Annotated in this window: 18 protein-coding genes; 11 read left to right on the top strand and 7 right to left on the bottom strand. The window is 69.9% G+C overall.

Going from position 1 to position 24,331, the window contains the following annotated elements; genetic code table 11:
* Positions 1-291: 291 nt before the first annotated feature.
* Entirely contained in the window at positions 292-876 is a 585-nt protein-coding gene (locus C3486_RS26130; protein WP_103835211.1) for a DUF2231 domain-containing protein, read from the bottom strand.
* Between the two features lie 121 nt (positions 877-997).
* Here C3486_RS26130 and C3486_RS26125 point away from each other — a divergent pair, with 121 nt between their 5' ends.
* Positions 998-1,831, top strand: a complete 834-nt coding sequence (locus tag C3486_RS26125; protein WP_374936920.1) for a helix-turn-helix domain-containing protein — start codon at positions 998-1,000, stop codon at positions 1,829-1,831.
* Positions 1,832-2,110: 279 nt separating this feature from the next.
* Here the strand turns inward: C3486_RS26125 and C3486_RS26120 are convergent, their stop codons facing one another.
* The 3 genes from C3486_RS26120 to C3486_RS26110 all read right to left on the bottom strand — a co-directional run bounded on the left by C3486_RS26120 (position 2,111) and on the right by C3486_RS26110 (position 5,993).
* A complete protein-coding gene (locus C3486_RS26120) occupies positions 2,111-2,641 on the bottom strand; it encodes a hypothetical protein (RefSeq protein WP_103835210.1) in 531 nt (176 codons plus the stop codon).
* 167 nt (positions 2,642-2,808) lie between these two features.
* Positions 2,809-4,236, bottom strand: a complete 1,428-nt coding sequence (locus C3486_RS26115) for a cytochrome P450 (protein ID WP_181138697.1) — start codon at positions 4,234-4,236, stop codon at positions 2,809-2,811.
* 362 nt (positions 4,237-4,598) lie between these two features.
* Positions 4,599-5,993 carry a cytochrome P450 gene (locus C3486_RS26110; protein ID WP_258052996.1) on the bottom strand — a complete coding sequence of 465 codons (1,395 nt, stop codon included), beginning with the start codon at positions 5,991-5,993 and terminating at the stop codon, positions 4,599-4,601.
* Positions 5,994-6,230: 237 nt separating this feature from the next.
* On the opposite strand from C3486_RS26110, the gene C3486_RS26105 reads away from it, so the two are divergent.
* The 7 genes from C3486_RS26105 to C3486_RS26075 all read left to right on the top strand — a co-directional run bounded on the left by C3486_RS26105 (position 6,231) and on the right by C3486_RS26075 (position 14,210).
* Positions 6,231-7,616: a BlaI/MecI/CopY family transcriptional regulator gene (locus C3486_RS26105; RefSeq protein ID WP_146075062.1), complete on the top strand. Its 1,386-nt coding sequence runs from the start codon at positions 6,231-6,233 to the stop codon at positions 7,614-7,616.
* Between the two features lie 991 nt (positions 7,617-8,607).
* Positions 8,608-8,814 (top strand): hypothetical protein, encoded by a 207-nt coding sequence (locus C3486_RS26100; RefSeq protein WP_103835208.1) that lies wholly within the window; start codon positions 8,608-8,610, stop codon positions 8,812-8,814.
* A gap of 69 nt (positions 8,815-8,883) precedes the next feature.
* On the top strand, positions 8,884-9,429 hold the full coding sequence (locus tag C3486_RS26095) for a hypothetical protein (RefSeq protein ID WP_103835207.1): 546 nt from the start codon (positions 8,884-8,886) through the stop codon (positions 9,427-9,429).
* 462 nt (positions 9,430-9,891) lie between these two features.
* Entirely contained in the window at positions 9,892-11,214 is a 1,323-nt protein-coding gene (locus C3486_RS26090; RefSeq protein ID WP_258052995.1) for a cytochrome P450, read from the top strand.
* 422 nt (positions 11,215-11,636) lie between these two features.
* Positions 11,637-12,920: a cytochrome P450 gene (locus tag C3486_RS26085; protein ID WP_103835206.1), complete on the top strand. Its 1,284-nt coding sequence runs from the start codon at positions 11,637-11,639 to the stop codon at positions 12,918-12,920.
* A 126-nt stretch (positions 12,921-13,046) separates the two neighbouring features.
* Positions 13,047-13,283, top strand: coding sequence for a hypothetical protein (locus tag C3486_RS26080; RefSeq protein WP_146075061.1), 237 nt, complete (start codon positions 13,047-13,049; stop codon positions 13,281-13,283).
* Between the two features lie 237 nt (positions 13,284-13,520).
* Positions 13,521-14,210, top strand: a complete 690-nt coding sequence (locus C3486_RS26075) for a TetR/AcrR family transcriptional regulator (protein ID WP_103835204.1) — start codon at positions 13,521-13,523, stop codon at positions 14,208-14,210.
* Between the two features lie 99 nt (positions 14,211-14,309).
* On the opposite strand, the gene C3486_RS26070 is transcribed toward C3486_RS26075, so the two are convergent.
* The 3 genes from C3486_RS26070 to C3486_RS26060 form a co-directional block, all read right to left on the bottom strand.
* Entirely contained in the window at positions 14,310-15,923 is a 1,614-nt protein-coding gene (locus tag C3486_RS26070; RefSeq protein ID WP_103835203.1) for an FAD-dependent oxidoreductase, read from the bottom strand.
* A 54-nt stretch (positions 15,924-15,977) separates the two neighbouring features.
* Positions 15,978-16,946, bottom strand: a complete 969-nt coding sequence (locus tag C3486_RS26065; protein ID WP_103835202.1) for a diiron oxygenase — start codon at positions 16,944-16,946, stop codon at positions 15,978-15,980.
* Positions 16,947-17,050: 104 nt separating this feature from the next.
* On the bottom strand, positions 17,051-18,580 hold the full coding sequence (locus C3486_RS26060) for an NAD(P)/FAD-dependent oxidoreductase (RefSeq protein WP_103835201.1): 1,530 nt from the start codon (positions 18,578-18,580) through the stop codon (positions 17,051-17,053).
* 1,013 nt (positions 18,581-19,593) lie between these two features.
* Between C3486_RS26060 and C3486_RS26055 the strand changes: the two genes are divergently transcribed.
* The 3 genes from C3486_RS26055 (at position 19,594) to C3486_RS37460 (ending at position 24,331) form a co-directional block, all read left to right on the top strand.
* A complete protein-coding gene (locus C3486_RS26055) occupies positions 19,594-21,192 on the top strand; it encodes a SpoIIE family protein phosphatase (protein WP_258052994.1) in 1,599 nt (532 codons plus the stop codon).
* 399 nt (positions 21,193-21,591) lie between these two features.
* On the top strand, positions 21,592-23,790 hold the full coding sequence (locus C3486_RS26050; protein ID WP_103835200.1) for a hypothetical protein: 2,199 nt from the start codon (positions 21,592-21,594) through the stop codon (positions 23,788-23,790).
* A gap of 403 nt (positions 23,791-24,193) precedes the next feature.
* On the top strand, positions 24,194-24,331 hold the full coding sequence (locus C3486_RS37460) for a hypothetical protein (RefSeq protein WP_181138696.1): 138 nt from the start codon (positions 24,194-24,196) through the stop codon (positions 24,329-24,331).

Below are 24,331 nucleotides of genomic sequence, written 5' to 3'. Positions count from 1 at the left end.
AAGGGAAGGGGACGAGGCGGTCCGATCGCCCGATGTGCGGGACCGGAGGCCGTCGCGGAGGCCGGTTGTCGCGGAGGCCGGTTGTCCGATGTACGGGACGGGGCGGTGCCGGTCGTCGGAGGTGCGGGACGGGGCGGTACCGGTCTTTCGTCCCACGCGCGGGGCAGTGGTGGGACCGGTCGTCCCATGCGTGGGGCAGTGGCCGGACCGGTCGTCCCATGCCTGGGGCAGTGGCGGGACGGTTCGTCCATTGCGTGGGACGGGGGAGAGGCCGGCCAGCCGGGCAACAGGTCAGCTGCTACGGTCGCCCCCGCCGGGAGGCCCATCTGAGTGAGGTCTGCCGGCCGAGTCGGCCTGGTCGGCAGGGCTCGAGGCGAATCCCTCGGCCTGCGTCGCCTCGTCCGCGACCCGAACGCCATAGCGGTACGAGAGCTTGCCGCCCAGCCATCCCGAGACGCCCAGCACGGCGAACGCGACGGCGTTGAGTGCCAGCGGTCCGGCCGCAACGCTCCCCGAGGGGCCCGCACCGGCCTGCCGCCACAGGAAATTACCGAGGTAGGCGGCGGTGACCAGCAGGTTCAACGTCATGTGGAGCAGCGCCACCCGAAACGCAGGCGTACCGGTCGGCACGGCGAACAGGTCCAGGAAACCGACCATCGCCGCCGCCAGCGCACCGATCACTCCGAGCGCGATCAGCCACATCGCCCCGCGGGACAGGAACTCCGGGTCGCCCACGAAGCGCGAGGCGATGTCGAAGACGAGGCTCGCCGCCCAGGCACCGATCGGCACGGTGACCAGCATGGGGTGGAACGGATGCCCGTAGGGACCGGCGAGTGCCGCACTGACCGGTTGTTTGGCCTGATGCGGATGGGTCATCGCGGCCACCTCCTTATTTCACCAACAAATCTTGGTCTTATTCCGGGAGGCGGTCAAGTGCACCAGCCCGAGCGCCCTCGATTCACCGTCCACCCACGTGCGCTGGCGTTACCGTGAAGGGGTGACCTCCGAGATGACCCCGCCGGCCTCGCCCGACGACGCAGCTATCGACTCCGTCAGTGCGCTGGGGGAGGGCACCCGGCGGCAGATGTTCGCGTTCATCCGCCGCGCCCGCCGGCCCGTGACCCGCGACGAGGCGGCCGCCAGCGCCGGCATATCGCGCAAACTCGCCGCCTTCCACCTCGACAAGCTCGTCGACGCCGGCCTGCTGCGCGCCCGCTACGCCTCGCCCAACGGCATCCGCAAGGTCGGCCGGCAGCCCAAGGTGTACGAACCCACCGACACACCGATCCGCGTCAGCATCCCCGACCGCCGCCACGAACTCCTGGCGGACCTCCTCGTCCAGGCCGTCCTTACCGAAGGCGAAGACGAGACCGCCACCGAGGCGGCGATGCGTACCGCCGGACAGCGCGGCCAGGAACTCGGCGAGGAAGAACGCACGGAACTGCGCCCCGGCCGACTAGGCGCCGAGCGCGGCCTGACCCTGTGCGAGCGCATGCTCGACCGGCATGGCTTCGAACCCGCACGCGAGGCCCCCGACCGGCTGCGACTGCGCAACTGCCCCTTCCACCCCCTCGCCGCCCAGGCCCCTGACCTGGTATGCGGCATGAACCACGCCTTCCTCAGCGGCTACCTCGAAGGTCTCCGCGCCCCCGCGGTCGAGGCCGTCCTCGCCCCCCGCCCCGGCGAATGCTGCGTCGAACTACGCCCCACCAGCGACCGCCCCGCCGGCGACCGCGCAGCGAGCGACCGCCCCGCTGGCGACCGCCCTCCGAGCGACCGTCCCGCGAGTGACCCCTCCGCCACTGACCGCCCCGACGGCGAAATCGGCTGACGGACATGAGCAAAGTGCAGCACCACACGGACGCAGCCCCGCACCTCAATAACGGGTAGCCAACCGGCCGGAGTTGACGCATCAGGGAGGGCCTTCCACGGTCCGCCGAGTGGCAGATGGTTTTCGGCTCACGGACGGCGATAGGCAGAGCGGTTAGTGCCCGGCGGCGGTTCGTGGGTCAGTGTCACGTCGCAGGGACAGTCGGGAACCCGGTACCGGCGTTCCCGTCGGCATCCCCGTGGGCACCCCCGATGGCATTCCCTGTGCGACCGGCAGCGGTCAGGCGGTTCCGCGGTGCTTGAACCCCGTTGGCCGTTGTGTGCCGAGGCCGTCGAACTGAAGGTCTCGCAGTGGGTCTTCCTGGAAGGCGGTGTACGTGAGGGCGCTGGGCACGAGGTGCAGTTCGTCGGCGAGGACGCGCGTCACTGCGGCGGCCAGGCGCTCGTAATCGGCCCGGTCCGCCGGCTCGGGCAGTTCCTGAGTCCAGCTCCAGCGCTCCTTCGCCTGCGGGGGCGTCCAGCCGGCGGCCGTGAGCCGGGAGCCGAACTCAGCCCACTGCCGCCGCAGTGCCCGCCCGCGAGGAGAGAGCAAGGCGGCCAGGCGCGCCGGAGCGCCGCGGGAAGGAACGGGGCCGATCTCGGCCGTCAGTCCGTCCTGGTCCTTGATGAAGCCCACGAAGAGGCTTTCCGGGGGCTTTTCGTTCAGCGTCAGTTTGCTGCCGTCGTTGTACGCAGGCATCTCTTGCAGCGCCGCGCCCAGAGCGGCGGTGAAGTCGGTCCACTGCGAGCCGGGGTCCTGATCAAGTGCCATCCGTCCAGCATGACCCATGTGGTGGTGAGGCAGTCCAGAGCCGCCGAGGCGTCCTGCCTGCACTGCGAACAGGACCTCCGGCCCGTCAGGGCGTGCACTGCTTGCCCAGCCGGGTGGGGCGAGCGGCCCTCCCGCCCCCACGCTCAGAGTCGCTGATATCGCCGATATCAGCGGCGCAGCCGTGTGCGTCCGTGCTTCGTGTGCGGGGCGGGGCTCCCGCCCTGTACCGTCCACGGTTCCGACGTGCTCGCGGACGTGCCGGCCGCCGCGTCGGCGATCTCTGGCTGGTGTACGCGCGTACCGGTGGGCCGCGGCGGCGTGAACTTCACGGGCAGGGAGAGCAATCGGCGCGAGACCCAGGCCGACTGCCACGTCAGCACCTCCTCGGACACGACCAGCTCCAGGTCCCGCAGGCGGTTCAGCAAGATGTCGATGCCCTCTTCCGCGATCGCCTGCCCGGTGGTCCGGGCCGGGAAAGGGCACTCGTGCGGGCCGGTGGAGAACGACAGATGGCCTTCGTTGTACTCGACCGAGAGTCCGGGCCGGCGGGCTGCCGGGTCGGCGTTGGCAGCCTCGATGCCCAGGATGATCATGTCGCCTGCCCGGATCTGCTGACCGCCGAGGACCATGTCTCCCGCTGCCCAGCGGGTCGGCAGCAGGCTGATCGGCGGGTGGTCCCACAGTACGCGGTTCAGGGCTTCGGGCAGCGTCATCTGACCGCTGGTCAGATTCTGGCTGAACTGCCGCTGCGTGAGGATCTCCAGCAGGGTGTTCGCGATCAACGCCACCGTCGGTGTGTACCCGGCGACGAAGACCAGGCGCAGGTGCTCCACGACCTCCTGCTCGCTGAGACCCGATTCGTGCTCCAGGAGCCGGGAGACGAAGTCGCGGCCGAGGGTGTGGGAGCTGGTCTCGCCGGCCTGACGACGTTCGACGAGTTCCTGCATCGTGCGAGTGACGAAGGCGTTGCCCTCGGCGGCTCGCTCGTTGCCGCTGGTCAGGTCGCGTACGGCGGAGACCAGGGCGGGACTCTCCTCCTCCGGCAGGCCGTACATCCAGGCGATCACCAGTGCGGGCAGCTGTGCGGCGTACTCCGCTACCAGGTCGGCGGTGCCGCGGCCGGCGAAGCCGTCGATCAGGCGGTTGGCGTACCGGCCGATGTAACGGCGCAAGGAGTGCCGGTTGAAGTCGAGGCTGTCCGTGACGGCATTGCGCAGCCGCTGGTGGGGCGCACCGTCCTCGAACGCCATGACCGGTTGGTAGGCGGTCATGGGGGCCAGCGGGTGGTCGGCCGTGATCAGGCCTTCCTGGTAGACGCGGCCGCGGCGGGAGTCGCAGGTCAAGCGGTTGCTGGTCTGCATCGCATCGCGGATCGCGTGGTAGCCGAGGATCAGGTACGCCGGTATGTCGCCGGGGGCGAGCACGGGGGCCACGTCGCCGTACTGCTGCCGCAGCCGCTCCAGTACCGGCCCCAGGGGCTCGGCGTCGGGGCCGTAGATCCGCTGCCAGGGACGGGCAGTGCTCTGCGTGTGCGCGGGGCATCCGGGAGGCGGCGCAGGTGTGGAGGAGGAGTGGGGGTCCGGATGAGTGGTCATGGTGCCTCCCGGCAGTGTTGCGACAGATCCCCTGCTGCCCAGCCTGCCGGTCGCGCTGTGGCTCCCGGCATCCCCGGTGCTGGGACACATCACCGCCCTGTGCGACGGCACACAGGGCGTGATGATCAACATTGATCATTAGCCTACCGACCCCGCTCCAGGCGTGACCTGCGGAGTCTTGGGCCATGGGTCAGGGCCGACGGTGACTGCAGGGGAACCGCAGACGCAGTGGATGACGCAGACGCAGTGGTCGGCGCAACGGGCGAGGCAGTGGTCGACCAGGCACTGGCCCCTCACCGGCCTCTCAGCCGGCCCCTCGCCGGTCCCTCGCCGGTGAGGGACCGGCGAGGGACCGGTGTCGTTCAGTGGTCCGGCCCGTTGGGGGCAGGGGTACGTGGCTGCACCGTCATGGGCACCCGGTCCGGCCGGGCCACCGCGCTGATCACTTCCTTCGGGGTGTGACCGCGCTGCGGCACCATGCGCCAGTCCCGGAGCACCTCCGCGATGGCGATGGTGGCCTCGGCCAGCGCGAACTGGTCCCCGATGCACTTGCGGTTGCCACCGCCGAACGGCATGAACCGCCGCTTGATCTCGGGGTTGTCCAGCCACCGGTCCGGATTGAACTCGTGGGCGTCCTTGCCGAAGACGTCCGGGTCGCGGTGGATCGCGTACATCGAGAACGCGACCTCGGTCCCCGCGGGCAGTGCGGTGTCGCCGAGGGTTACCGGCTCGGTGCTGCGCCGCATGAGGAAGGTGACGCCGTGCAGACGGATCACCTCGTCCAGTACGCGGCGGACGGCGGTCAGCCGGGGTACGTCGGTGATGGCCACCGGGCGGTCCGGGCCGACGACCGCCAGGATCTCGTCGACCACCTGGCGTTCCGCCTCGGGGTGGTGGGCCAGGTAATGCCAGGCCCAGGCCAGGGTCGAGGCCGTGGTCTCCGCTCCGGCGAACAGCAGGGTGGCCACTTCGTCGCGGACCTGGACGTCGCTGAGGCGTACCTCGACGTCGTCATGGACCTGCGTCCTGAGCAGCTGCGCAAGAAGGTCGTCGTGCTGCGCGGCGTGGTCGCCGTCGCGCGCGGCGGCGATGACCTGGTCGATCACCCCGCTCAACTGCGCGGACGCACGGTCGAAGACGCGGTTGTAGCGGACCGGCACCCGGTCCAGGAGCTTGGGGGAGGCGGCGCGCCTGAGCAACATGTCCAGCAGTACGGGCAGCTCGCGGCGGATCGTCTCCACCGCCGGCGTCCCGATGTCGGACGAGAACAGGGACATGGCGATGGAGTCGATCGAGTAGCCCGCGGCTTCCTCGTAGATGTCCACCTGCTGCCCCGGCCGCCAGGAGCCCGACAGACGCCGCGCGTTGCTGCTCATGACCTCGGAGTAGCCGGCGATGCGTTCCTTGCTGAACAGGGGCTGGAGGAAGCGGCGGTTGCGACGGTGCAGCTCACCGTCCGCGGTGGAGAGTCCCTCACCGGCCAGGCGTTTGAGGCGCTGGAAGAACCGGCCCTTCTCGAACCGTCGTCCCTCGGTGACCAGGACGTCGTGCAGCCGCTCGTGCGTGGTGACCACGTAGACAGGCATCCAGCCCAGCTGAATGCGGACCAGGCCGCGGTCGTCGGCGTGGTCCCGTAGGCGCAACAGGAATCCGAACGGGTCCCGGATGAGGGCCGGTGCGTGCCCGAGGAGGGGCACGGCGCCCGGCGCCCGGGGTATCGGACGAGTTCCGGCTGACGGGGCGGCGTCGACAACCACGGCGGGTCCTTTGCTGTAGGCGGCGCTGCGCGCCGCGACCAGGGAACTGTTGATCAAGCTTGCCCGGCATCGTCACGGACAGGCAAAAACGGAACACGAGAGTCTGTACGTTCCTGCCGTACGGACGGGAAGCCGCGGGCGCGACGTCGTTGAATCCCGTATCAGTGCAGGTGAGAGGCGCTCTGTGCCGTGCGGGGGAGGGCGGAATGCGCGATTCCCTTCTACTACGCTGCCGCCATGAAACTCACTGATCTGGAATGCGACATTCTGGATCACATGTGGCACGAGCCCGGTGAACCAGTACGAATCCGCGATCTGCGCGAAAGGCTGAACGAAGTTCGCGCCCGCCGCGGTGAACCCCCGTACGCCTACACCACGGTGGCCACCGTGGTGCAAAACCTCAGGGGCAAGGGGGCAGTGGTGAGCGCCGGGGGACGGCTGGCCGGCTACCTTCCCGTTGACGACCAGGCGGGCCGGACGGGTGACCGGATGCGGGAGACCTGGGAGGAGTCCGGTGACGCCGACGGTGCCATCGAGCGCTTCCTGTCGGGACTGACCGAGGAGCAACTGGGCCGCGTCGACCGCGCCCTCGCCGTCGCGCGCCGCAAGCCGGCCTCGCGGCAGGACGGGATGCCGGCACGTGCACGGCTCGTCCCCCGGGCGTACCCCGTGCCGGCACCTTCCGGCGGAGGGGCTCCGCAAGGAGACGTGCCACATGACCCGAACGCCTTGATCAGTGGCCTTCTTGAACAGCAGCTGAAGACGCTGGCCCCCAGGAGGATCACCAAGCGGGCGATCGCCGGCCGCCTGGGGGTCCACGAGAAGACGGTCGCCAAGCGGATGGCCGGCGCAGCCGACCTGCCCCGGGAGCAGCTCGAGGAACTGGTCGACGCTCTCGAGACGCCGGACGACATTCGCCCCGCCATCTTCCGATTGGCCCGGCGCATCCCTTCACCCAAGGAAGCCGTCGACCCCCGTCGTCTCCCCGACATGCCCACCATGCGGGCCTACCTGGACAGCATCAAACGCCCATCCGTCCTGTACGACGATGCATGGGATGTCGTGTACTACAACAAGGCGTACGGCGAGCTCTTCGCGCCCGGCCCCCTTATTCCGGACCGTCCCGGGGTCATGCCGCTGGAAAATGGCGTCCTGTACATGCTTTTTCACCCGGACGCCGTCCGGCTCCTGGGCGCCGGCGACCCGGAGGCGTACGACCGTCACTGGCGCACCCTTGCCGTGGCGCACTTCGCCGCAGTCTTCGAGGGAAATACCGGAAATCCCCGCTTGAAAAGCATTTTCCGCCAGATCAGAAAACGCCCCAACCTGTACCACGCCTATCGAAACGCCGCGAAACTGATTCATGAGCACGGCGACGTGGCCGTCAGCAGCGAACCGCGCCCGTTCTTCGATCCACGCAGCAGAACCAGGACACGGGCCCAGGTGCTGACCGAAGCACACCCGAACAGCCCGCTCCAGCACGCCACTTGGATGATCGAGGGCGAGGGCGAGGGCGAGGGCGAGGGCGAGGGCGGGGGCGAGGGCGAGGGCGAGGGCGAGGGCGAGGGCGAGGGCGTGGGCGAGGGGAAGATCGAGATCCAGAGCGCCTGCGACGAGGACTGACAGCACATCAGGCTCGGGCCGCACACCACACGGTGCCCAGAGACTACTACGCCTCATCGTCGAATAGGAAAGCTGCGTTCCATTTCGAGGTACGGACGGCCAAGGTCGGTAATGATGGTCCCGGCCACCCCACAGAGCTGAAACGGGGGCAGGCGAGGCGTTCCTCCACGCCTGTCAGCCTGTGAGGTGGCGCAATAAGTACCGGCCCCAGCCCCAGCCGGTACCGGACCGGCAGAGGTCGGCCCGTCCCGCCGCGGAAGCGAGGAAGCCACAACGCACACATCAAAGAACCGGAACTAGAACTATGACACCCTTCGGGGCGCACACGGGCCCGGCATGTTGCAAGCACGTCACGGGTGCTCGGGGTGACCGTGTCCGTCGGCCACGTGGAACTCCCGTCTGTACGCATTGCGGCGCAGGCTCTTCCTGGACCGTGAGTCTCCAACGCAACGCGGATGACCAGCCGGGATACGAGCGCTCGCGCTCGGCTGCTGTCGATCTGCCCAGCAGCCCGCACACGGGCGGAACGCCGCGCCGCCACCTCTAGGCCGGCCGCACCATCGCCACGTGCGGCTTCTCCAGGCGCACTCACGCCGAGCCGTACCGGGTACACCTAGGCTGCTCGGCCGCCCTCTTTCGCGGCGGCGAGCTGCCTCCGAGGCCGCGCTCGCCGGGCTGGACCACACAGGGGATGGCCCAGCCCGGGAGGCGGCCTCTCCCCATCCCACGGCGGCGTCCGAGGCAGTGCCGGTTGCAGGACGTGCTTGATACAGCGGTGTCTTCTGCGCCGGCCGGGTTGCCTGACCCGCCCGCAACCGCAGCACGAACGCAGAGGGCTCCTGCCAAGGAACGGCTGGAGCCAGCACATCGTCCTGGCCAGTGACGACCAGGACCGCATTCGCTGCGGCGTGACGACTCCGTCGACTAGTACGTCCTGCACTGGATCGACACCCTGCAGACCTTCTTCCGCCATGGCCTCACCAACGACGTCGTGGGGAAGCTGGTCGCCACCATGGAAGCCTCCATGCCCGAGGCGGTGGCGCACGCGCCGAGCGGCTTCGTCGACCGGATCGACTACCAGCCGGCCGCCCTGCTCGGCGGGCCTGGGCCGGTCGACGGGCCCGGGCCGGCCGGTGCTGTGCGACGTCCATGGGCGCCGGCGCGCGGGCAGGTGAAGGCCACGGGCACGGACGCCTGAGCCGGCCCCGGGCGCTCCGCCGGTGCCCTTCCGCAGGCCGAGCTCGGTGAAACAACAGCGTGGCGGGGCATGACCACGGACATGGACTCAGCAGTGCTCTCCGGAACGATAGGCCTGGCCGGGGCCGTGGTCGGCGCCGCGGCCACCTTCGCCGGCGTGGTGTACCAGCAGCGCCACCAAGAACGCACGGCCCGCGAGGCCCGGCGCAGCGAGCGGGCCGAGGCCGCGACCGAGGCGATCCTCGCCGAGCTGCTGGCCATTCAGGCGCTCGCCCGGCGCAGCGAAGAGGGACTGCGGGCGGAGGAACTGCAGGAGCGGAAACGCAGCATCCACGACCACGTCGCAACGATTATTCAAGTCTCGCACCGCCTCACCGAGAAGAGGCTTCGCGAGCGAGTTCAGAACAACGCATTCTTCGTCCTGCTGTCACCGCCCGGCGACGACAGGTCCAGACTCGACAAGCGCCTCGCGATGCTGCACCTGTGCGAAGACTCCGTGCTCGCCCTCGGGGCTCACCTGCGTGGCGACCCACCTCCTGAGGTGGGCCTGCAGGTGCGGCGGTTGCACGCACGATGGCCGGAATTCCTGGGATCCACCTGGTACGTGGAGAGCTGACCTGCCGCCTTCAGCATTCTTGGAGTTCAGCCGTCTGCTGATGATGAGACGGGCTGGACCAGTTTCCGGCCCAGGGTTTGTGGCCGGCTACCAGGTGATGACAGTCCAGGGCGGCGCTCTGCTTCGCTTGCTCGCGCCTGCCGGCCTCTGGCCCGCACGCGGAGGCGCCGGTCACGTGAGGCCGCGCTGTCGGCACTGTTCTCGCCTGAGGTAAATCACCCGGTAGGTGATATTTCCTGCCGCGCGGTCTGCCCAGTCTCGACGCCGCGTATGCGTGAGGTTTCCCTTATTTGAGCATTGTTGAAGTCGGCGTGTTCGAATTGCGCGCTGGGCAGTCTCCTGCTCAAAGCGCCTGATACAGGCGATGGACTGCGCTGCATGGCACACATGGCACTTGGTGGTCCTGCGGCGCCGAGATTGAGCGGAGATGCCGTGACGATTGCCGCAACTCAATCTGTCGGAGTGCAGTCGATACCTCAGGCACCCGGCGCATGGCCCCTCCTGGGGCATGTCCCCGCACTGGCCAGAGACCCGTTCACATTTCTGCTGTCGCTACGAGAACATGCGTCCGCCGGCCTGGTCCGTATCCAGCTGGGCACGCTACCTGTGTATGTCGCCACGACAACCGAGACGGTCACTCAGGTGCTGGTCCAAAAGGCCCGTTCCTTTGAGAAGGGCCGGTTCTTCGACCGCTTGCGGGCGCTGGCCGGCAATGGGTTGGCCAACGCGGACAATGCAACCCACCGGAAGTCGCGTCGGCTGATGACGCCGATGTTTTCCAACCAGCGTATTGCCACCTCCTACGCACGCATGATGCTCGCCAACGCGCGGGCTCAGGCCGCTGCCTGGAAACCGGGACAGGAACTGGACGTGCACCGGGAGATGGCGCAGTACGCCATCGCCACCGTCGCCCGGTCCCTGTTCTCCTCCGTGACACCCGAGGTGCTGGACCTGGTCCAGCGCCACCTCCCCATCGCGTTGGACAAACTCCTCAAGCGGGCGGCCTCTCCGAAGCTGCTGGACCGGCTGCCGGTACGCCACAACCGCCAGTTCGACGCCGCGGTCGCGCAACTCAACGCTGTCATCGAGCGCATCATCTCCGATCGCCGCCGCGCCGGGCAGACCGACCAGCACGATGACCTGCTGGGCTTGCTGCTGGCGACCGGCATGGAGGACGTGCAGATCAGGGACGAGGCCAGCACCCTCTTTTACTCAGGTGCGGAGACCACGGGGGCCATCCTGGCCTGGTTGTGGATGTACCTGGCCCGGCATCCCGAAGTGCAGGACCAGGTAGTGGCTCAGATTCAGGAGACCCTCGGCGACCGCGAGATGACCATTGCCGATGTCCCGCGCCTGACTGCCCTGCGGCGGGCTCTGGACGAGGTGATCCGTCTGCACGGCGTCACCTTCTTGATGCGCCGCACCACCGAGCCCGTCGAGATCGGCGGCGTCGAGCTGCCCCAAGGAGCGGAGGTCGGCTTCAGTCTCTACGCGCTGCACCGTGACCCTGCCCTCTACGGCGACGACGCGGCGCAGTACAACCCCGATCGATGGCTGCCCGAGCGACAGGAGCAAAGCGGCCGCCTGCCGTTCTTGTCCTTCGGGGCCGGTGCCCACAAATGCATCGGAGAGGCGTTCGCATACACCGAGGCGACCATCGCGATGGCGACGTGGCTCAGGGACTGGAAACTCGTCGCGGAACCGGGCCACGCCCCGAAGCAGGTCCCCAGCGCGGTGTCCCGCCCTGACCGCATGCCCATGACGGTCCAGCCTCGCCACCCCTGAAGCACTCCTGAATGGACTGCTGAATGCACCCTGAAGGCACCCCAGAAAATACCCCTGAAAGTCCGCGCCTGTGCCCAGCGAGGGACCCTCGCCGAGCCGCGGTACGCCGGCCAACAGACGCCACGCCGCAAGGGCCACCGCTCCGCCCGAACCAGGCTCGGGCGGAGCGCAGTTGAGGGCAGGGTGCCGCAAACGGCAGCCTGTTCGAGTGGCGGTATGGTGGCCGTTCACCTGCTGATACCTCACACCGCGTCAGCCGAAGCGGCGTGAGGTATCGCGGCTCCCAGCCGACGATCCACCGCTGTTCCGGAGGCCCCGTGACCACCTCACACACCCCCGACAACCCCGCTCCGCCCCCGGGCTGCCCCGCTCATGCCGGATCCGACGCCCTCGCCCCGCCCCGCATCCACGGATCCGCCCCGGTGACCGACCGCGCCTTGCACAACCAGGGCGGGCCGGTGGTCCGGGTACGGGTGCCCGGAGACGTGGAGGCCTGGCTCGTCGGCGGCTACGACGAGGCCCTCCACGTGCTCAGAAGCCCCCACCAGTTCGTCTGCGATTCCCGTGTCGGCCGCGTCTACCGGGAGAACCTGCTGTCGGCCGACTCGCCGCTGCGGCCCATGACGCAGTGGGCCCCCTTGCTGGCCTTCGCCGACGGCGCCGAGCACGCCCGGTTGCGCCGGGCGGTCGCCGAAAGCCTGGAGCAGCTGAGCCGGCACAACATGCGCCGCTACATCAGGCACTACGCCAAGCAGCTGCTCGCCGCGTTCGAGGACCGAGGCCGGGCCGACCTCATAGCCGACTACGCAGCCCCCCTGCCCGTCCTGGTCATGAACCACCTGCTCGGCCTTCCCCCGGAGATGGGACCGAAGCTCGGGCAGGCGGTGGCCGACAGCATGAGCGGCAAGAGCAATGCCGCGGACGCGAATGACTTCGTCGTCCGCACCATGGAAGACCTCGCCCGCAGCAAGTGGAGCGCGCGTACCTCCGACGCGAAGGTCATCGACTTCACCAGTCTGCTGATCCGGCATCCGGAGCAGCTCACCTTTGAGGAGGTGGTCCAGCACCTGCGCCTGACGCTGGCCACCAGCTGTACGCCCACCACCGGCCTCATCGGGAGCGCGCTCGGAGAGATCCTGACCGACCGGAAGTTCTCCGCGGACGTGCGGCGCGGCCAGATCACGATGTCCGAGGCCCTGAACCGGGTGCTGTGGAACCACCCGCCGCTGGCACTGCTGCCCACGCGCTGGGCGGTCGGCGACACCGAGCTGGGCGGGCAGCACATCCGCGCCGGCGACCTGGTGGTGCTCGACTTCGGCGCGGCCAACCGCGACCCCTCCAAGCGAGGCCCGAATCTCGAACTCCCGGTGGACCACAACGAGGGCCACCTGGCGTTCTCGGCCGGGCCGCACGAGTGCCCGGGGCGCGACATCGGCCGTGCCATCGCCGAGACAGCCGTCGATGTCCTGCTGGAGCGCGTCGAGGACCTCGAACTGACCGTCGAAGCCGAAGAGCTGGCCCGCATTGAGGCATTCATCTCCCGCCCCCTGGCTGCCCTGCCGGTGGCCTTCACGCCCCCGCGGGCGGCGCCCCGGCACAACCGGCGACCGGTGCCCCAGGCCACGGTGACGCAGACGCCGGAGCCCGGACCGGCCGAGGACGCCGGTACCCGCCGCTCGTCTCGGCGCCTGGAGCGCCGACGCTGACGATGCCCGGCGACATCGCCGGTTCAGGGGCGCTGTCTCCTCGGCGCGGGCCCTTGCACCGAGGAGTGCGGGCCCCTGCATCGAGGAGACAGCGCCTCCGCCTTGGCCGGGCGGAGGCGCGCCGCATTGACAGACACCGCCACCGCCCGCACCCCGCCCGAGGACACCGAGGTCCCTGAGGACCCCGAGGCCCCCGAGGGCACCGACGAGGCCGGCCACCCCGAGCCCGGCCACCCCGTGCCCGGCCCGATCGATGACGGAGAAGCCCGCTTGGCATACGGTGACGTCATCCACGCTCGCCATCGCTTGGGCTTGGGCGGCCTGTCCTGGAGCAACGATCACCCCGTCGGCACCCTGCCGTGAGCATGCCGGCTCTACCGAACGTTGCCGTACGGCCCGAACGTTGCCGTACGGCCCGACCGCTCCTCGCGGCGTGGGGCTAGCTCCTGGCCGGGGCGGCCTGGACGCTCACCGTCCGGTACGGCGGCCTGGACGCTCACCGTCAGGTACGAGCCAAAGCCACCGTATCGGGTCACGGCTGAAGCGACTCCACCGCAGCCGGGTGCGTTCACGTGCGCATGTGGTCGATATCCTGGCGTGATGGCTGAGAGAACCGGCGGTGAGCCGCAGATCGACGGACGCTCCACCCGCTGGGACGAGCACAAGGCACAGCGCCAGATGGAGCTGGTGGATGCGGCGGTCGCGCTCATCGAGGAGGAAGGCGCGCCGTTCCGGGTGCAGCGGCTGGCGGAGCGCGTGGGCCTGTCGCGGTCGGTGCTGTACCGGCACTTCAAGGACCGTGCGGGCCTGGACGAGCTGATCCGGCGGCGTGTGGTGCAGTCGTTCATGCGGCGGATGGAGCCCACGCTCACCTTCGAGGGCACCATCGAGGAGTCCGTGCAACGGGTGGTAGGCGCACACCTCGACTGGGTGGCCGAGCACCCGCGCCTGTACGCCTACATGGGTGTCGGCGAGCACGCGATGGGGGACGGGTCGTTGGTGGCCGACACCAAGACGGCCATCGCGCTGATGCTGAGCGAGCGGTTCGGGGACGTACTGAAGGCGCTCGGGGTGCAGGACGCGCCGATCCGGTCCGTCGCGGTCGGGATCGTGGGGTTCGTGGACACCTCCGTGAACCAGTGGGTGCGCGATCCCCAACGCGAGGTGTCCAAAGAAGAGTTGCGGGCGATGCTGTGCCGCTCGGTGTGGGCGGTGCTGGACGCGACGCTGCGGGATCTGGGGATCGAGCTGTCCCCGCAGCAGAAGGTGTCGGAGCTGGAAGGGGCTTGACGTGTGCGCTGTCAGGGGGACGAGCCGCCGGCACTGAGCACCGGCCCGGGGTTACCCGCTCACCCCGGCAGCCGGTCGCTCGGCCCCATGGCCCCTACGTCAACCGCATGCCGCCGCAGCGCCGTTCGCCGCGCGGCGCAGGGACTCCGTGTCCGTGAACTTCACCCGCGGGCGGCCCTCCGCCTCGCCCGCCGCTCGCTCCGCGCGGTCGATCGCGCGCCAGGCGTCCAGACCCAGCGCATCCACCGCCACGCCAGTGCGGGCGTCGGCGGCCGGCTGGGTGAGGCGGCCGCCGGCGAAGTCGTCCAGGAGGGATTCGACCGTCTCGTGGGCACACGTCTTGTTGGTGCCGATGAAGCCGGTCGGGCCGCGCTTGATCCAGCCGGCGACGTAGACACCGGGCTCGACCCGGCCGTTCTCGTGCGGGACGGTACCGCCGGCCTCGTCGAAGGGCAGGCCGGGGACCGGTCGTGCCCGGTAGCCGACCGAGCGGAGGACCAGGCCGGTCTCCAGCCTCTCCGTGTCACCCGTGGGCCGTGCGCGGACCGTGCCGCTCTCATCGGTGTGCAGGGTCGTGGGCGTGATCTCCAGGGCGTCGACCGAGCCTTCGCCCGTGAGGCGGACCGGGCTGGTCAGGAAGCGCAGCACGATGCGGCGCCGGCCCGCCACCGGTTCACGGGCCGCCAGGCCGGACAGCAGACGGGTCTTCTCGGTGGCGTCCGGGTCCAGTCCCTCGGGCCAGCCCTCCACCGTGACGTCCACGTCCTTCAGCGCGGAGAGCGCCAGGAGTTCGGGCACCGTGAACGCCGCCTGGGCGGGGCCGCGGCGGCCGAGCAGGACCACCTCGCGGACCTTGCTCGCGCGGAGGGCGGCGAGCGCGCGGTCGGAGATGTCGGTGCGGGCCAGGGCTTCGGGGTCGGCGGTCAGGATGCGCGCGACGTCGAGGGCCACGTTGCCGTTCCCGATGACGACGGCGCGCTCGGTGTCGAGGGAGTACGTGTCGAGCGCGCGGTCGGGGTGGCCGTTGTACCAGGCGACGAAGTCCGTCGCGGAGACGCTGCCGGGCAGGTCCTCGCCCTCGATGCCGAGGCGCTTGTCGGTCGCCGCGCCGACCGCGTAGATCACGGCGTGGTGCTCGCGCAGCAGGTCGGCGTGGGTGAGGTCCGCGCCCACCTCGACCCCCAGGCGGTAACGGAAACCGGGCTGGGACTCGATGGCCCGGAACAGGTCGGTGACCTGCTTGGTGTCCTGGTGGTCCGGCGCGACGCCGGCCCGCGCGAGTCCGTACGGGGTCGGGAGCCGGTCGTAGACGGTGACGCGCACGCCGGGGTGGCGCAGCAGCTCGTCGGCCGCGAACAGCCCGGCCGGACCGGCGCCGACGACGGCGACGCTCAACTCGCCTGCCGGGAGACCGCGTTGCTTGGGCAGCACGTACATCGGCGCACGATCGTCGTGCGGATTCTCCTTGTAGTACGAGGCGTTCAGCTCGAGGAAGGGCAGTTCCCCCTCGCCGAGCGCCGTGTGGGGCTTGAGCGCGTCCACCGGGCAGGCGGTCGTGCAGGCGCCGCAGTCCACGCAGGTGCGCGGGTCTACGTACAGCATCTCGGCGGTCCCGAAGCCGGGCTCCCCCGGTGCGGGGTGGATGCAGTTGACCGGGCAGGCCAGCACGCAGGAGGCGTCGGCGCAGCAGGATCGGGTGACGACGTACGGCACGGCGGGCGGGTCTCCGTTCGGATTCAGTGCAAGGGGTACGCGGCGCGCGGGCGCTCAGTCGGCATGCACGGCGGGCTCGCCGCGGAAGCGCGCGGGGCGGCCGTCGATGCGCAGGGCCCGCCACACCGAGCGGGACACCTTGTTCATCAGGCCGATGTCCTCGGCCAGCATCCGCACGTCGGAGAAGAGGTTGCGGAGCATCTTCTCGCCGGCCTCGGACTTCCAGAAGACGTCCTTGATCACCCAGGCCGGGATGCCGACCTCCGCTGCGGACTTCCGGTCGGGGATCATGATGACGTCGCACAGCACGCGCATGATCACCGGGAAGAGAACGGACAGGGCGCCGCGGCGGGCCTTGCCGTAGTTCGGGACGCGCAGCCGCAGGAACTCGTGCGCGAAGGAGATGTGCCGGGCCTCTTCGGCGATGTGGATCTGCATGATCCGCTGCGGGAGCGGATGCACCGGCTCACCGCTGCGCAGCGCCCCCTTCTGCAGGTGGTCGATGGGCTCCTCACCGGCCAGGATGCCGGTGAAGAACGCCTCGGGGTAGAGCGAGCCGAACAGCGGCAGTACGCGGCTGAGCTGACGGAACCAGCGCTTGCCGCCCGCGGTGTTCACGCCGGTGCGGTTGACCAGCTCCTGGAACATCTGGGTGTGGTGGGTCTCTTCGGTGATCTCGTGGGTGAGATACCTGAACTCCGGGTTCTGATTGCCCAGTTGGTAGATGTAGTCCAGCGCTCCGCGCATCAGCAGGTTCTCGAACTGCATGCCCACCTTGGCGATGACCGCCCAGCGCCAGATCCCGATCCGGATCTGCGTCTCGAGCGGCTGCTCCTGGTACCAGGGATGGGCGCCCAGGGCGTCCGCCGAGGTCAGCACCCAGCGCGGATCGCTGGTGTCCACGGCGAACTCGGGGTCGTCCCACTTGATGTCGATGAAGGCGTTGAAGTTGACGTTGACGGAGCCCTCGGACAAGGTCCGCAGGCGCTCGTCGTACACCTTCCGGGTCAGGTTCGCAGACATCTTCGTCCTCGATTTTTTGGGGGAGAGGCGGGAGGCGGGGGTGCGCGGAGGAATCCGTGCGGCTGCCGGTGTGCCCCGGCCCGCCGGCCGGAGACACCGGTCCGTCAGGCCGCGCGAGTCGTTTCCGGGGTTTCGGCGCCAGCGGCCGCTGCGGCTGCTGCGGCCGTTCCGGTTGCCTTCTCGAAGCGCAGCGGCTCGTCCTCGATGGGGGCGTCCTGGAGCATGGCGCGGTCGCGGTAGTAGTTGTTCCACAGCCGCCACGGGTCGCGGGTGCCCTGGCGCGGCATGACCTCGTTGGCCCGGGCGATGTAGCCGGACGTCAGTGCCTCGCCCATGACGGAGAACTCGGAGCGGTCGCCGTCGGAGGCCACCGGGGTGGCGATGTCGTGGCCGTTGCGGCGCATGTGGGCCAGCAGGCGGGCCGTGTAGTCGGCCGCGAGGTCCGCCTTGAGGGTCCAGGAGGCGTTGGTGTACCCGATGACGAGCGACATGTTGGGGACACCCTCGAGCATGACGGCCTTGTAGAGGACGCGGTTCTTGACGTCCACGGGGCGGCCGTCGACGGAGAGGTCCATGCCGCCCATGAGGCGGACGCTCAGGCCGGTGGCGGTGACGACGATGTCGGCCTTCAGCTCCTCGCCGGACTTCAGGCGGATGCCGTCGGCGGTGAAGGTGTCGATGTGGTCGGTGGCGATGGCTGCCTTGCCGCTCTTGAGCGCCTTGAACAGGTCGCCGCCGGGGACCACGCAAAGGCGCTGGTCCCAGGGCTTGTAGTGCGGGCTGAAGTGGCGCATGTCGACGCCCTTGCCGGCCTGCACCCGTACGAGGCCGAGCAGCGCCTTGCGGGCGAGGCGCGGGTACCTGCGGCAGAAGGCGTAACTTCCGCGCTGCAGCGCGATGTTGCGGGCCCGGACAATCTTGTACGTGAGCCGGGCCGGGGCGTGCACCTTCTGCAGCACGGAGGTGAGCGGGTCGACCTTGGGCAGGGTGAGGACGTAGGTGGGCGAGCGCTGCAACATCGTGACGCTGGCGGCCTCGTCGGCCATCGCGGGCAGCAGCGTGATGGCGGTGGCGCCGGAGCCGATGACGACCACGCGCTTGTCCTTGTAGTCGAGGTCCTCCGGCCAGTGCTGCGGGTGGACCAGGGTGCCCTGGAAGTCCTCCTCGCCGGGGAACCGCGGGCGGTACGGCCGGTCGTAGTCGTAGTAGCCGGTCGCGCCGATGAGATAGCCGGCACTGTACGACTCGCGCTCGCCGGTGGCCTCGTCCTCGACCTCCACCGCCCACCGGCCGGTGCTGTGCGAGAAGTCGGCGCTGATCGCTCGGCGGCCGAAGCGGATGCGTTCCAGCACGCCACGGTCGGCGGCGGCGTCCTCGACGTACTGCCGGATCTGCGCGCCGTCCGCGAGGATGCGCGCGTCGCGCCAGGGGCGGAAGCCGAAGCCGAAGGTGGGCATGTCGGAATCGGAGCGGATCCCGGGGTACCGGAAGAGGTCCCAGGTGCCGCCGACCCGGGCGCGGCGCTCGAGCACGACGAGCGACGCGCCGGGCTCGTCGCGCAGGACGCGGGACGCGGCGCTGATGCCGGATATGCCGGCGCCGATGACCAGGACGTCGACGTGCTGCTGCTCCATGGGTGGAGGTCCTCACTCTCGCTGGCGGGGCCCTGATCGAGTCAGATGCGGGGCCGCCGCCGCTCGGGACACTGACGACTGTTTACGCGTGGTTCCACAGCTGTTGCGTTCCCGCAATGTACCTGCGACACGCTGTTCCAGATACCGCCGGTAACGTGATATGGGTCACGTTTAGCGGTGCGAGGTGCCCGACCAGCACACGGGCTCGGCTCGGCTTCGGGAATCCCGCCGACGAATTGGGGGTGCGTTTCGGGGGGTGCTTCGGGGATGCGTTTCAGGGGGCGTTCCGAGGGTGCGGACTTCCTGCCGACCCGCAACGCATGACGGGCGGGCGCTGGTCGGTAGCCGGGCCGACGTCGGGGGCCGTCGACGGGGTGGTGCTGACCCGGTCCGCTGACCCGCAGTGTGGCGAGGGCTTCTGACCTGCGAAAACAGCCACGAGGGCTTGGGCAGGTCAGGACGTCGGCCGGTGGCCGACGGGCGGGGTGGCTTACGTGGAAGAGTCGGCGGGGGCGCTGCCAGCGCAGGTGGGGCAGCTGCCGAGCGTGCTCAGCGGTGCTGGCGGAGTGCGCTTGTTCCGGAGATGGCGCATTCCGGGGCCAGCGCACGCCAGCGCAGAGAGCCCACCTGTTGCCGAACTCGATCACACCGTGGAGGCCCATCCCGCGATGGGCGTCAGCGTCTCCGCGGTACACCTCGGCCAGTCCATGCATCGCCCGACTCGCGAACGTTCTCGGCGTTCACCCATGGCGACGCGGGCCGCCTCGAGCGGGACGCTGGGGGGCGGTGCTCCCGCACAACCGCCATTGTTCGATGGGGCGCCAGGGCGCCAGGGGCGCCAGGGGTTCCAGAGGTGGCAGTGGCTCTTGTGATGTGTGGCTGGCCGGGCACAGATGGCCTCAACTGGTCATGGGAGGTTCATGATGTTTCTGTTGATGGCTGCTTTTGGCTCTGGAGAAGCAAATAGTGGGCAAGTCGGTTGATTCAGCATGTGATGTGCTGCAATGCGCTTCATGGCAGCAGGCATGGTGCGGCAGGGGCGCTCTCCGGTGCGGGGCGTCGGAGGCCAACAGGATGTGTTTCGTGAGCTGGTGGAGTCCTCCCAGGACGCGATTTTGATCAAGCGAGTCGATGGGGAGATCACCTTCTGGAACGCGGCGGCGGAGCGGCTGTTCGGCTACAGCCCCGCCGAGGCGGTCGGCCGCCATGTGGGGATGCTGGTACCTCCCGGCCTGAAGGAGGAGGAAGACTGCCTGCTGGAGCGCATCGCCCGCGGCGAGTGGATCGAGCACTATGAAACGCAGCGGGTGACGTGCGCGGGCAAAGTGCTGGACATCGACGTGTCGTTGTGGCCGATCCGTAACCGGGACGGCAGCGTCACCTCCGCCTGCTCCCTCATGCGCGACATCACCGACTGCAAACGCGCCGAGGCGGAGCTGGCCGCACTGCACGCGCAGCAGCGGCACATCTCCCTGGCCCTGCACCTCATGGGCGCCTCGAAGCAGATCCCGGGAGCCCGGGCGGCCAGCCGTTACCTTCCTTCCACGCAAGGGCAGGGAGTGGGCGGGGACTGGCTGGACCTGATCGATTTGGGGGCCGGGCGGGTAGGGATCTTCGTCGGGGACGTGATGGGGCGCGGTCTGGACGCGGCCGTGGTGATGGGCCAACTGCGCTCGGCGGCCCGCGCTCTGGCCCTGGCGGGCTTGCCGCCGTGGGAGCTGATGCGGGCCCTGGACGCGTTCACCCACGACCTGCCCGAGCAGTTCGTCACCTGCGTTTACCTGGAAGCCGACCCCGTGCTGGGCGAGGCGATGGTGTGCTCGGCCGGCCACCTGCCGGTCCTGCTCATCGAGCCGGACGCCTCCGTCCATCAGCTGCCGGTGCCCACCGGCCTTCCCCTGGGGGTGGGCGGCCTGCCGCACGAGCAGGTGCGCATCCCGTTGCGGGCCGGCGCCACCCTGGCCCTGTACACCGACGGGCTGGTGGAGACCGCGCACAGCGACATGGACCACCGCCTGGACCTGCTGGCCGGCACGCTGGGGGAGGTCTTCACCACCGTCGGTGACCTGGAGGAAGCCGCTGACCGCGTCCTGCACACCCTGCTGCCGGACAGCGCCGTCTATGCCGATGACGTGACCCTGCTCCTGGTCGACTTTCCCGCCGCGCCGCTGCAGACCGCACAGACCGAACTGCCCAGCCAGGCGTTCTCCGTCCCGGCCGGCCGGCGGTTTCTGCGCGGGCACTTGTACGCCTGGGGGCTGGCGGCGCTGGCCGACACCGCGCTGCTGCTGGCCTCCGAACTCCTGACCAACGGTGTGCAGCACGGGCAAGGGCCGCTCGGGCTGCGGGTGTGGCGCAGCAGCCGCGAACTGGGCGTGGAGATCAGCGACCGCAGCATGCCCCGGCCCCGTGCCCGCCTGGCGGCGGGTACTGAGGAGAGCGGCCGCGGGTTGATCCTGGTCAGCAGCCTCGCTGATGCCTGGGGCACCCGCCCCACCACCACCGGCAAAACGGTCTGGTTCACTCTGCTCACCGAAGCGGCCCCACACGAGCCGGCCTGCCGGACAAGAGGCGCCGACAAGGAAGCGGGCGAGACCCCAGCACCTGTCTGAGCGGCGGGGTGAGGCGGGCCCGCTGTTCGTCTCGCGGGCTCTACCTGTCACCGGTACCGAGATACCGTGCGGGCCGTTGGCCGGTCCCGAGGTGCCACGAGACCGGCCATGGAGCCCCCACGCCCCCTGGGAGACCCGGCTGCGCACCGCGCTGCTCACGTTCGCACTGCTCACGATGACAGTGGCCGTGGCGGTGATGGTCGCGTACCGGTTTTGAGGTGAGGGCGGTCCGACGCTGCGTGAGAACACGCACAGGTCTTGTCATTCCCGTGCGGGCGCGGTTGCCCTTTCGTCGCCATCGATCACTTTCTCTCCGGCCGGCATGCGGCGTGGCAAGGGGCGGCACACTGTGCGCGTGGACCGCGCGGGCGGTGTGCACAGAGGTCGGGAAGGGCGCGCGTGACCGGTGACCAGCAGCGGGTGGGCAACCTGCCGGCAGCGAAGACGAGAATGGTGGGCCGCCGTACGGAGCTGAGGGGAATCCTGCGGCTGTTCGCGGGGACGGCGCAGCTGGTGACTCTCACAGGCGTTGGCGGGGTGGGCAAGACCCGGCTCGCCCTGGAGGCCGCCCGCGCGATGCAACCCCGTTTCCGGGACGGGGCGTGGCTGGTGGAACTCTCACCGCTGCGTCAGGGCGAGCTGCTGGCGCACACCCTCGCCGAGGCGCTGCCGTTGGCCGACCAGACCACCCGTCCGATGATCGATGTACTGGCCGACTACCTGGCGGACCGGGAGCTGCTGCTGGTTCTGGACACCTGCGAGCACCTGGCCGACGCCTGCGCTCTGACCGTCCAGGCGCTGGCACGGGCCGCGCCGGGCCTGCGGATCCTGGCCACCAGCCGCCGGCCCCTGGACGCCCCCGGCGAGGAGGTGATCACGGTCGAGCCGCTGCCGGTCCCGGAGACCGACGATCCGGCGGCCGCGCAGGCGGATGCGGTGGTGCTGCTGGCCGAACGCGCCGCCCAGAGCGTCCCCGGCTTCACGGTCTCCGAGGCGGGCCGGGCCGAGCTGGTCCGGCTGAGCCGTCGTCTGGAGGGCCTGCCGCTGGCCATCGAGCTGGCCGCGGCCCGGCTGGGTGAGCTGTCGGTGGGGGAGTTGACCGAGCGGCTGGACGACCGGTTCGCCGTCCTGGGGGAGACCGACGAGGCGGTCGACGGGGCCGAGCCTCCCTCAAGCTCTCGGCTTCTGCCCCAGCCTTCGGCCGGGAGGGGCCGCCAGAGCGGGGAGGGGCCTCCGTGGCATCAGGCCCTGCGGACCGCGATCGGCTGGAGTCACCAGCTGTGCAGCCCGGCCGAGCGGCTGCTGTGGGCCCGGCTGTCGGTCTTCGCCGGGTCCTTCGACGCCGAGGCGGCCCGGCTGGTGTGCGCGGACGCGGCTTTGGCTGCCGAGCGCATCCCCGCCCTGCTGACGGCGCTGGTCGACACGTCGATCCTGACCTGGTGGCCCACCGGCGGCGGGGAGCGGTACCGCATGCTGGACACCCTCCGCGAATACGGTGCCGGCTGGCTTTGCAACCTGGGCGAGGAGGACGAGCTGTGCCGCCGGCACCGGGACCACTACCGGGCTCTGGCCCACCGGGCGGATGCCGCGTGGATGGGGCCGGACCAGATTGCCTGGCACCAGCGGACCGTCACCGAGCACGCCAACCTCCGCGCCGCGCTCGATTTCTGCCTCGCCGAAGAGGACGGACACGCTGCACTGGAGATGGGCGGGGAGCTGTGGTTCCTCTGGTTCGCCTGCGGTTTCTCCAAGGAGGGCCGTCACTATCTGGACCGGGCCCTGGCCTTGGCCCCTGCGGCCGGGCCGGCCCGGGCCAAGGCCCTGTGGGCCTCCGGCCTCATCGCCATCGTCCAGGGGGACGCCGAGACCCTCGGCCGCGTCGCCGGCACCTTCCGAACGGCCGTGGCCGGGGAGATTGATGAGTCCGCACCGTACGCCGCCGCCTATCTGGAGGGCGCCGACTTCACGATGCACGGCCGGATGACACAGACGGCCGAAGTGCTGGACGCGGCACCCGGGCCCCGGCCTGCCGGCGGGCGCTACCGGGCGGGCTGGTTCCTGGCACGCACCATCCGGGCCTTCGCTCACGTCCACCTGGGGCAGTTCGCCGATGCCGCGGCCGTCGCCGATGACCTGCGTGCCGAGTGCGCCCGGTGCGGCGAGACCTGGGCCCACGCCTGGGCCCACTACATGCGTGCCCTCGCCGCGCTCGGGCTGGGGCGCACGGAGGAGGCTGCGGACCATGCCCGCACCGCCCTGGAGGGCAAGCGTCGCCTGCACGACAGCCTCGGCATCGCCTTGGTCGTGGACCTGCTGGCCTCCGTGGCCGTCGCCTCCGGGCACGCCGAGCGGGCTGCCTGGCTCCTGGGCAGCGCCGAGCAGATCTGGCACACCCTCGGTGTGCCGCAGGTGGGCCAGCCCGAACTCGTGGCCGCCCGCGAGAAGTGCGAGGCCCAGGCCCGCCGTCTTCTCGGGAACGACGCCTACCAGAGCGCGTTCGACGCCGGCCATCACGCCGCCCCCGACACCGGCATCGCCTACGCCCTCAGCTCTTCCGGCGTACCCCCACAGTTTTCCTCGTCCACTCCGGCCAACTGATCACAGAGCTCTGCTCGCCCCTCGCCCCGGCCGCCGATACCACCTGGGGCCTGCAACTCCCTCCCGTACCGACCACCGATCCGATCGCAACAGCCGCGTGGCCGAAGAGCCGTCACCGCCCGGTGAGGTCATCGCTGGTGAACATCCGCAGCACTCAAGGCCGCCAGCTGCTCTGCTCCACCCCTGCCCCATCGCTGCTGCTTCACGTGAAGAAAGCCACCCTGGCTTTGTATCTCTGTGCGGGAGTCGTCTTGAGGTGGCTGTGGGAGTCGCCTTCTGACCGGCTTTCCGATGTCGGTTTGTTTGACGTCACTCAGGGGCTGGCGGTGGGGCGGTGGGGTATCACCGAAACACAGAGGTGCAGTTGCCCAGGTGATCGCGCCAAGGGACCGAGCCGCGCCACATGCGACAGCCGCCCCGGTCTCCTCGACCCCGCACACTGCTGCGCGGCTACCGCGCCAACTACGAAGGCAACACCATCGCCGACAACGTGCCTCTCGCCGACCCCGGCAGCGCCGGGGGAGCCGTACGGCGTCTGTGA

The sequence above is a fragment of the Streptomyces sp. Ru73 genome (assembly GCF_002920575.1).
In the GTDB taxonomy this organism is placed as follows: domain Bacteria; phylum Actinomycetota; class Actinomycetes; order Streptomycetales; family Streptomycetaceae; genus Streptomyces.
Note: the sequence above shows the minus strand (reverse complement) of the source record. Positions and strands in the feature narration are given on the sequence as shown.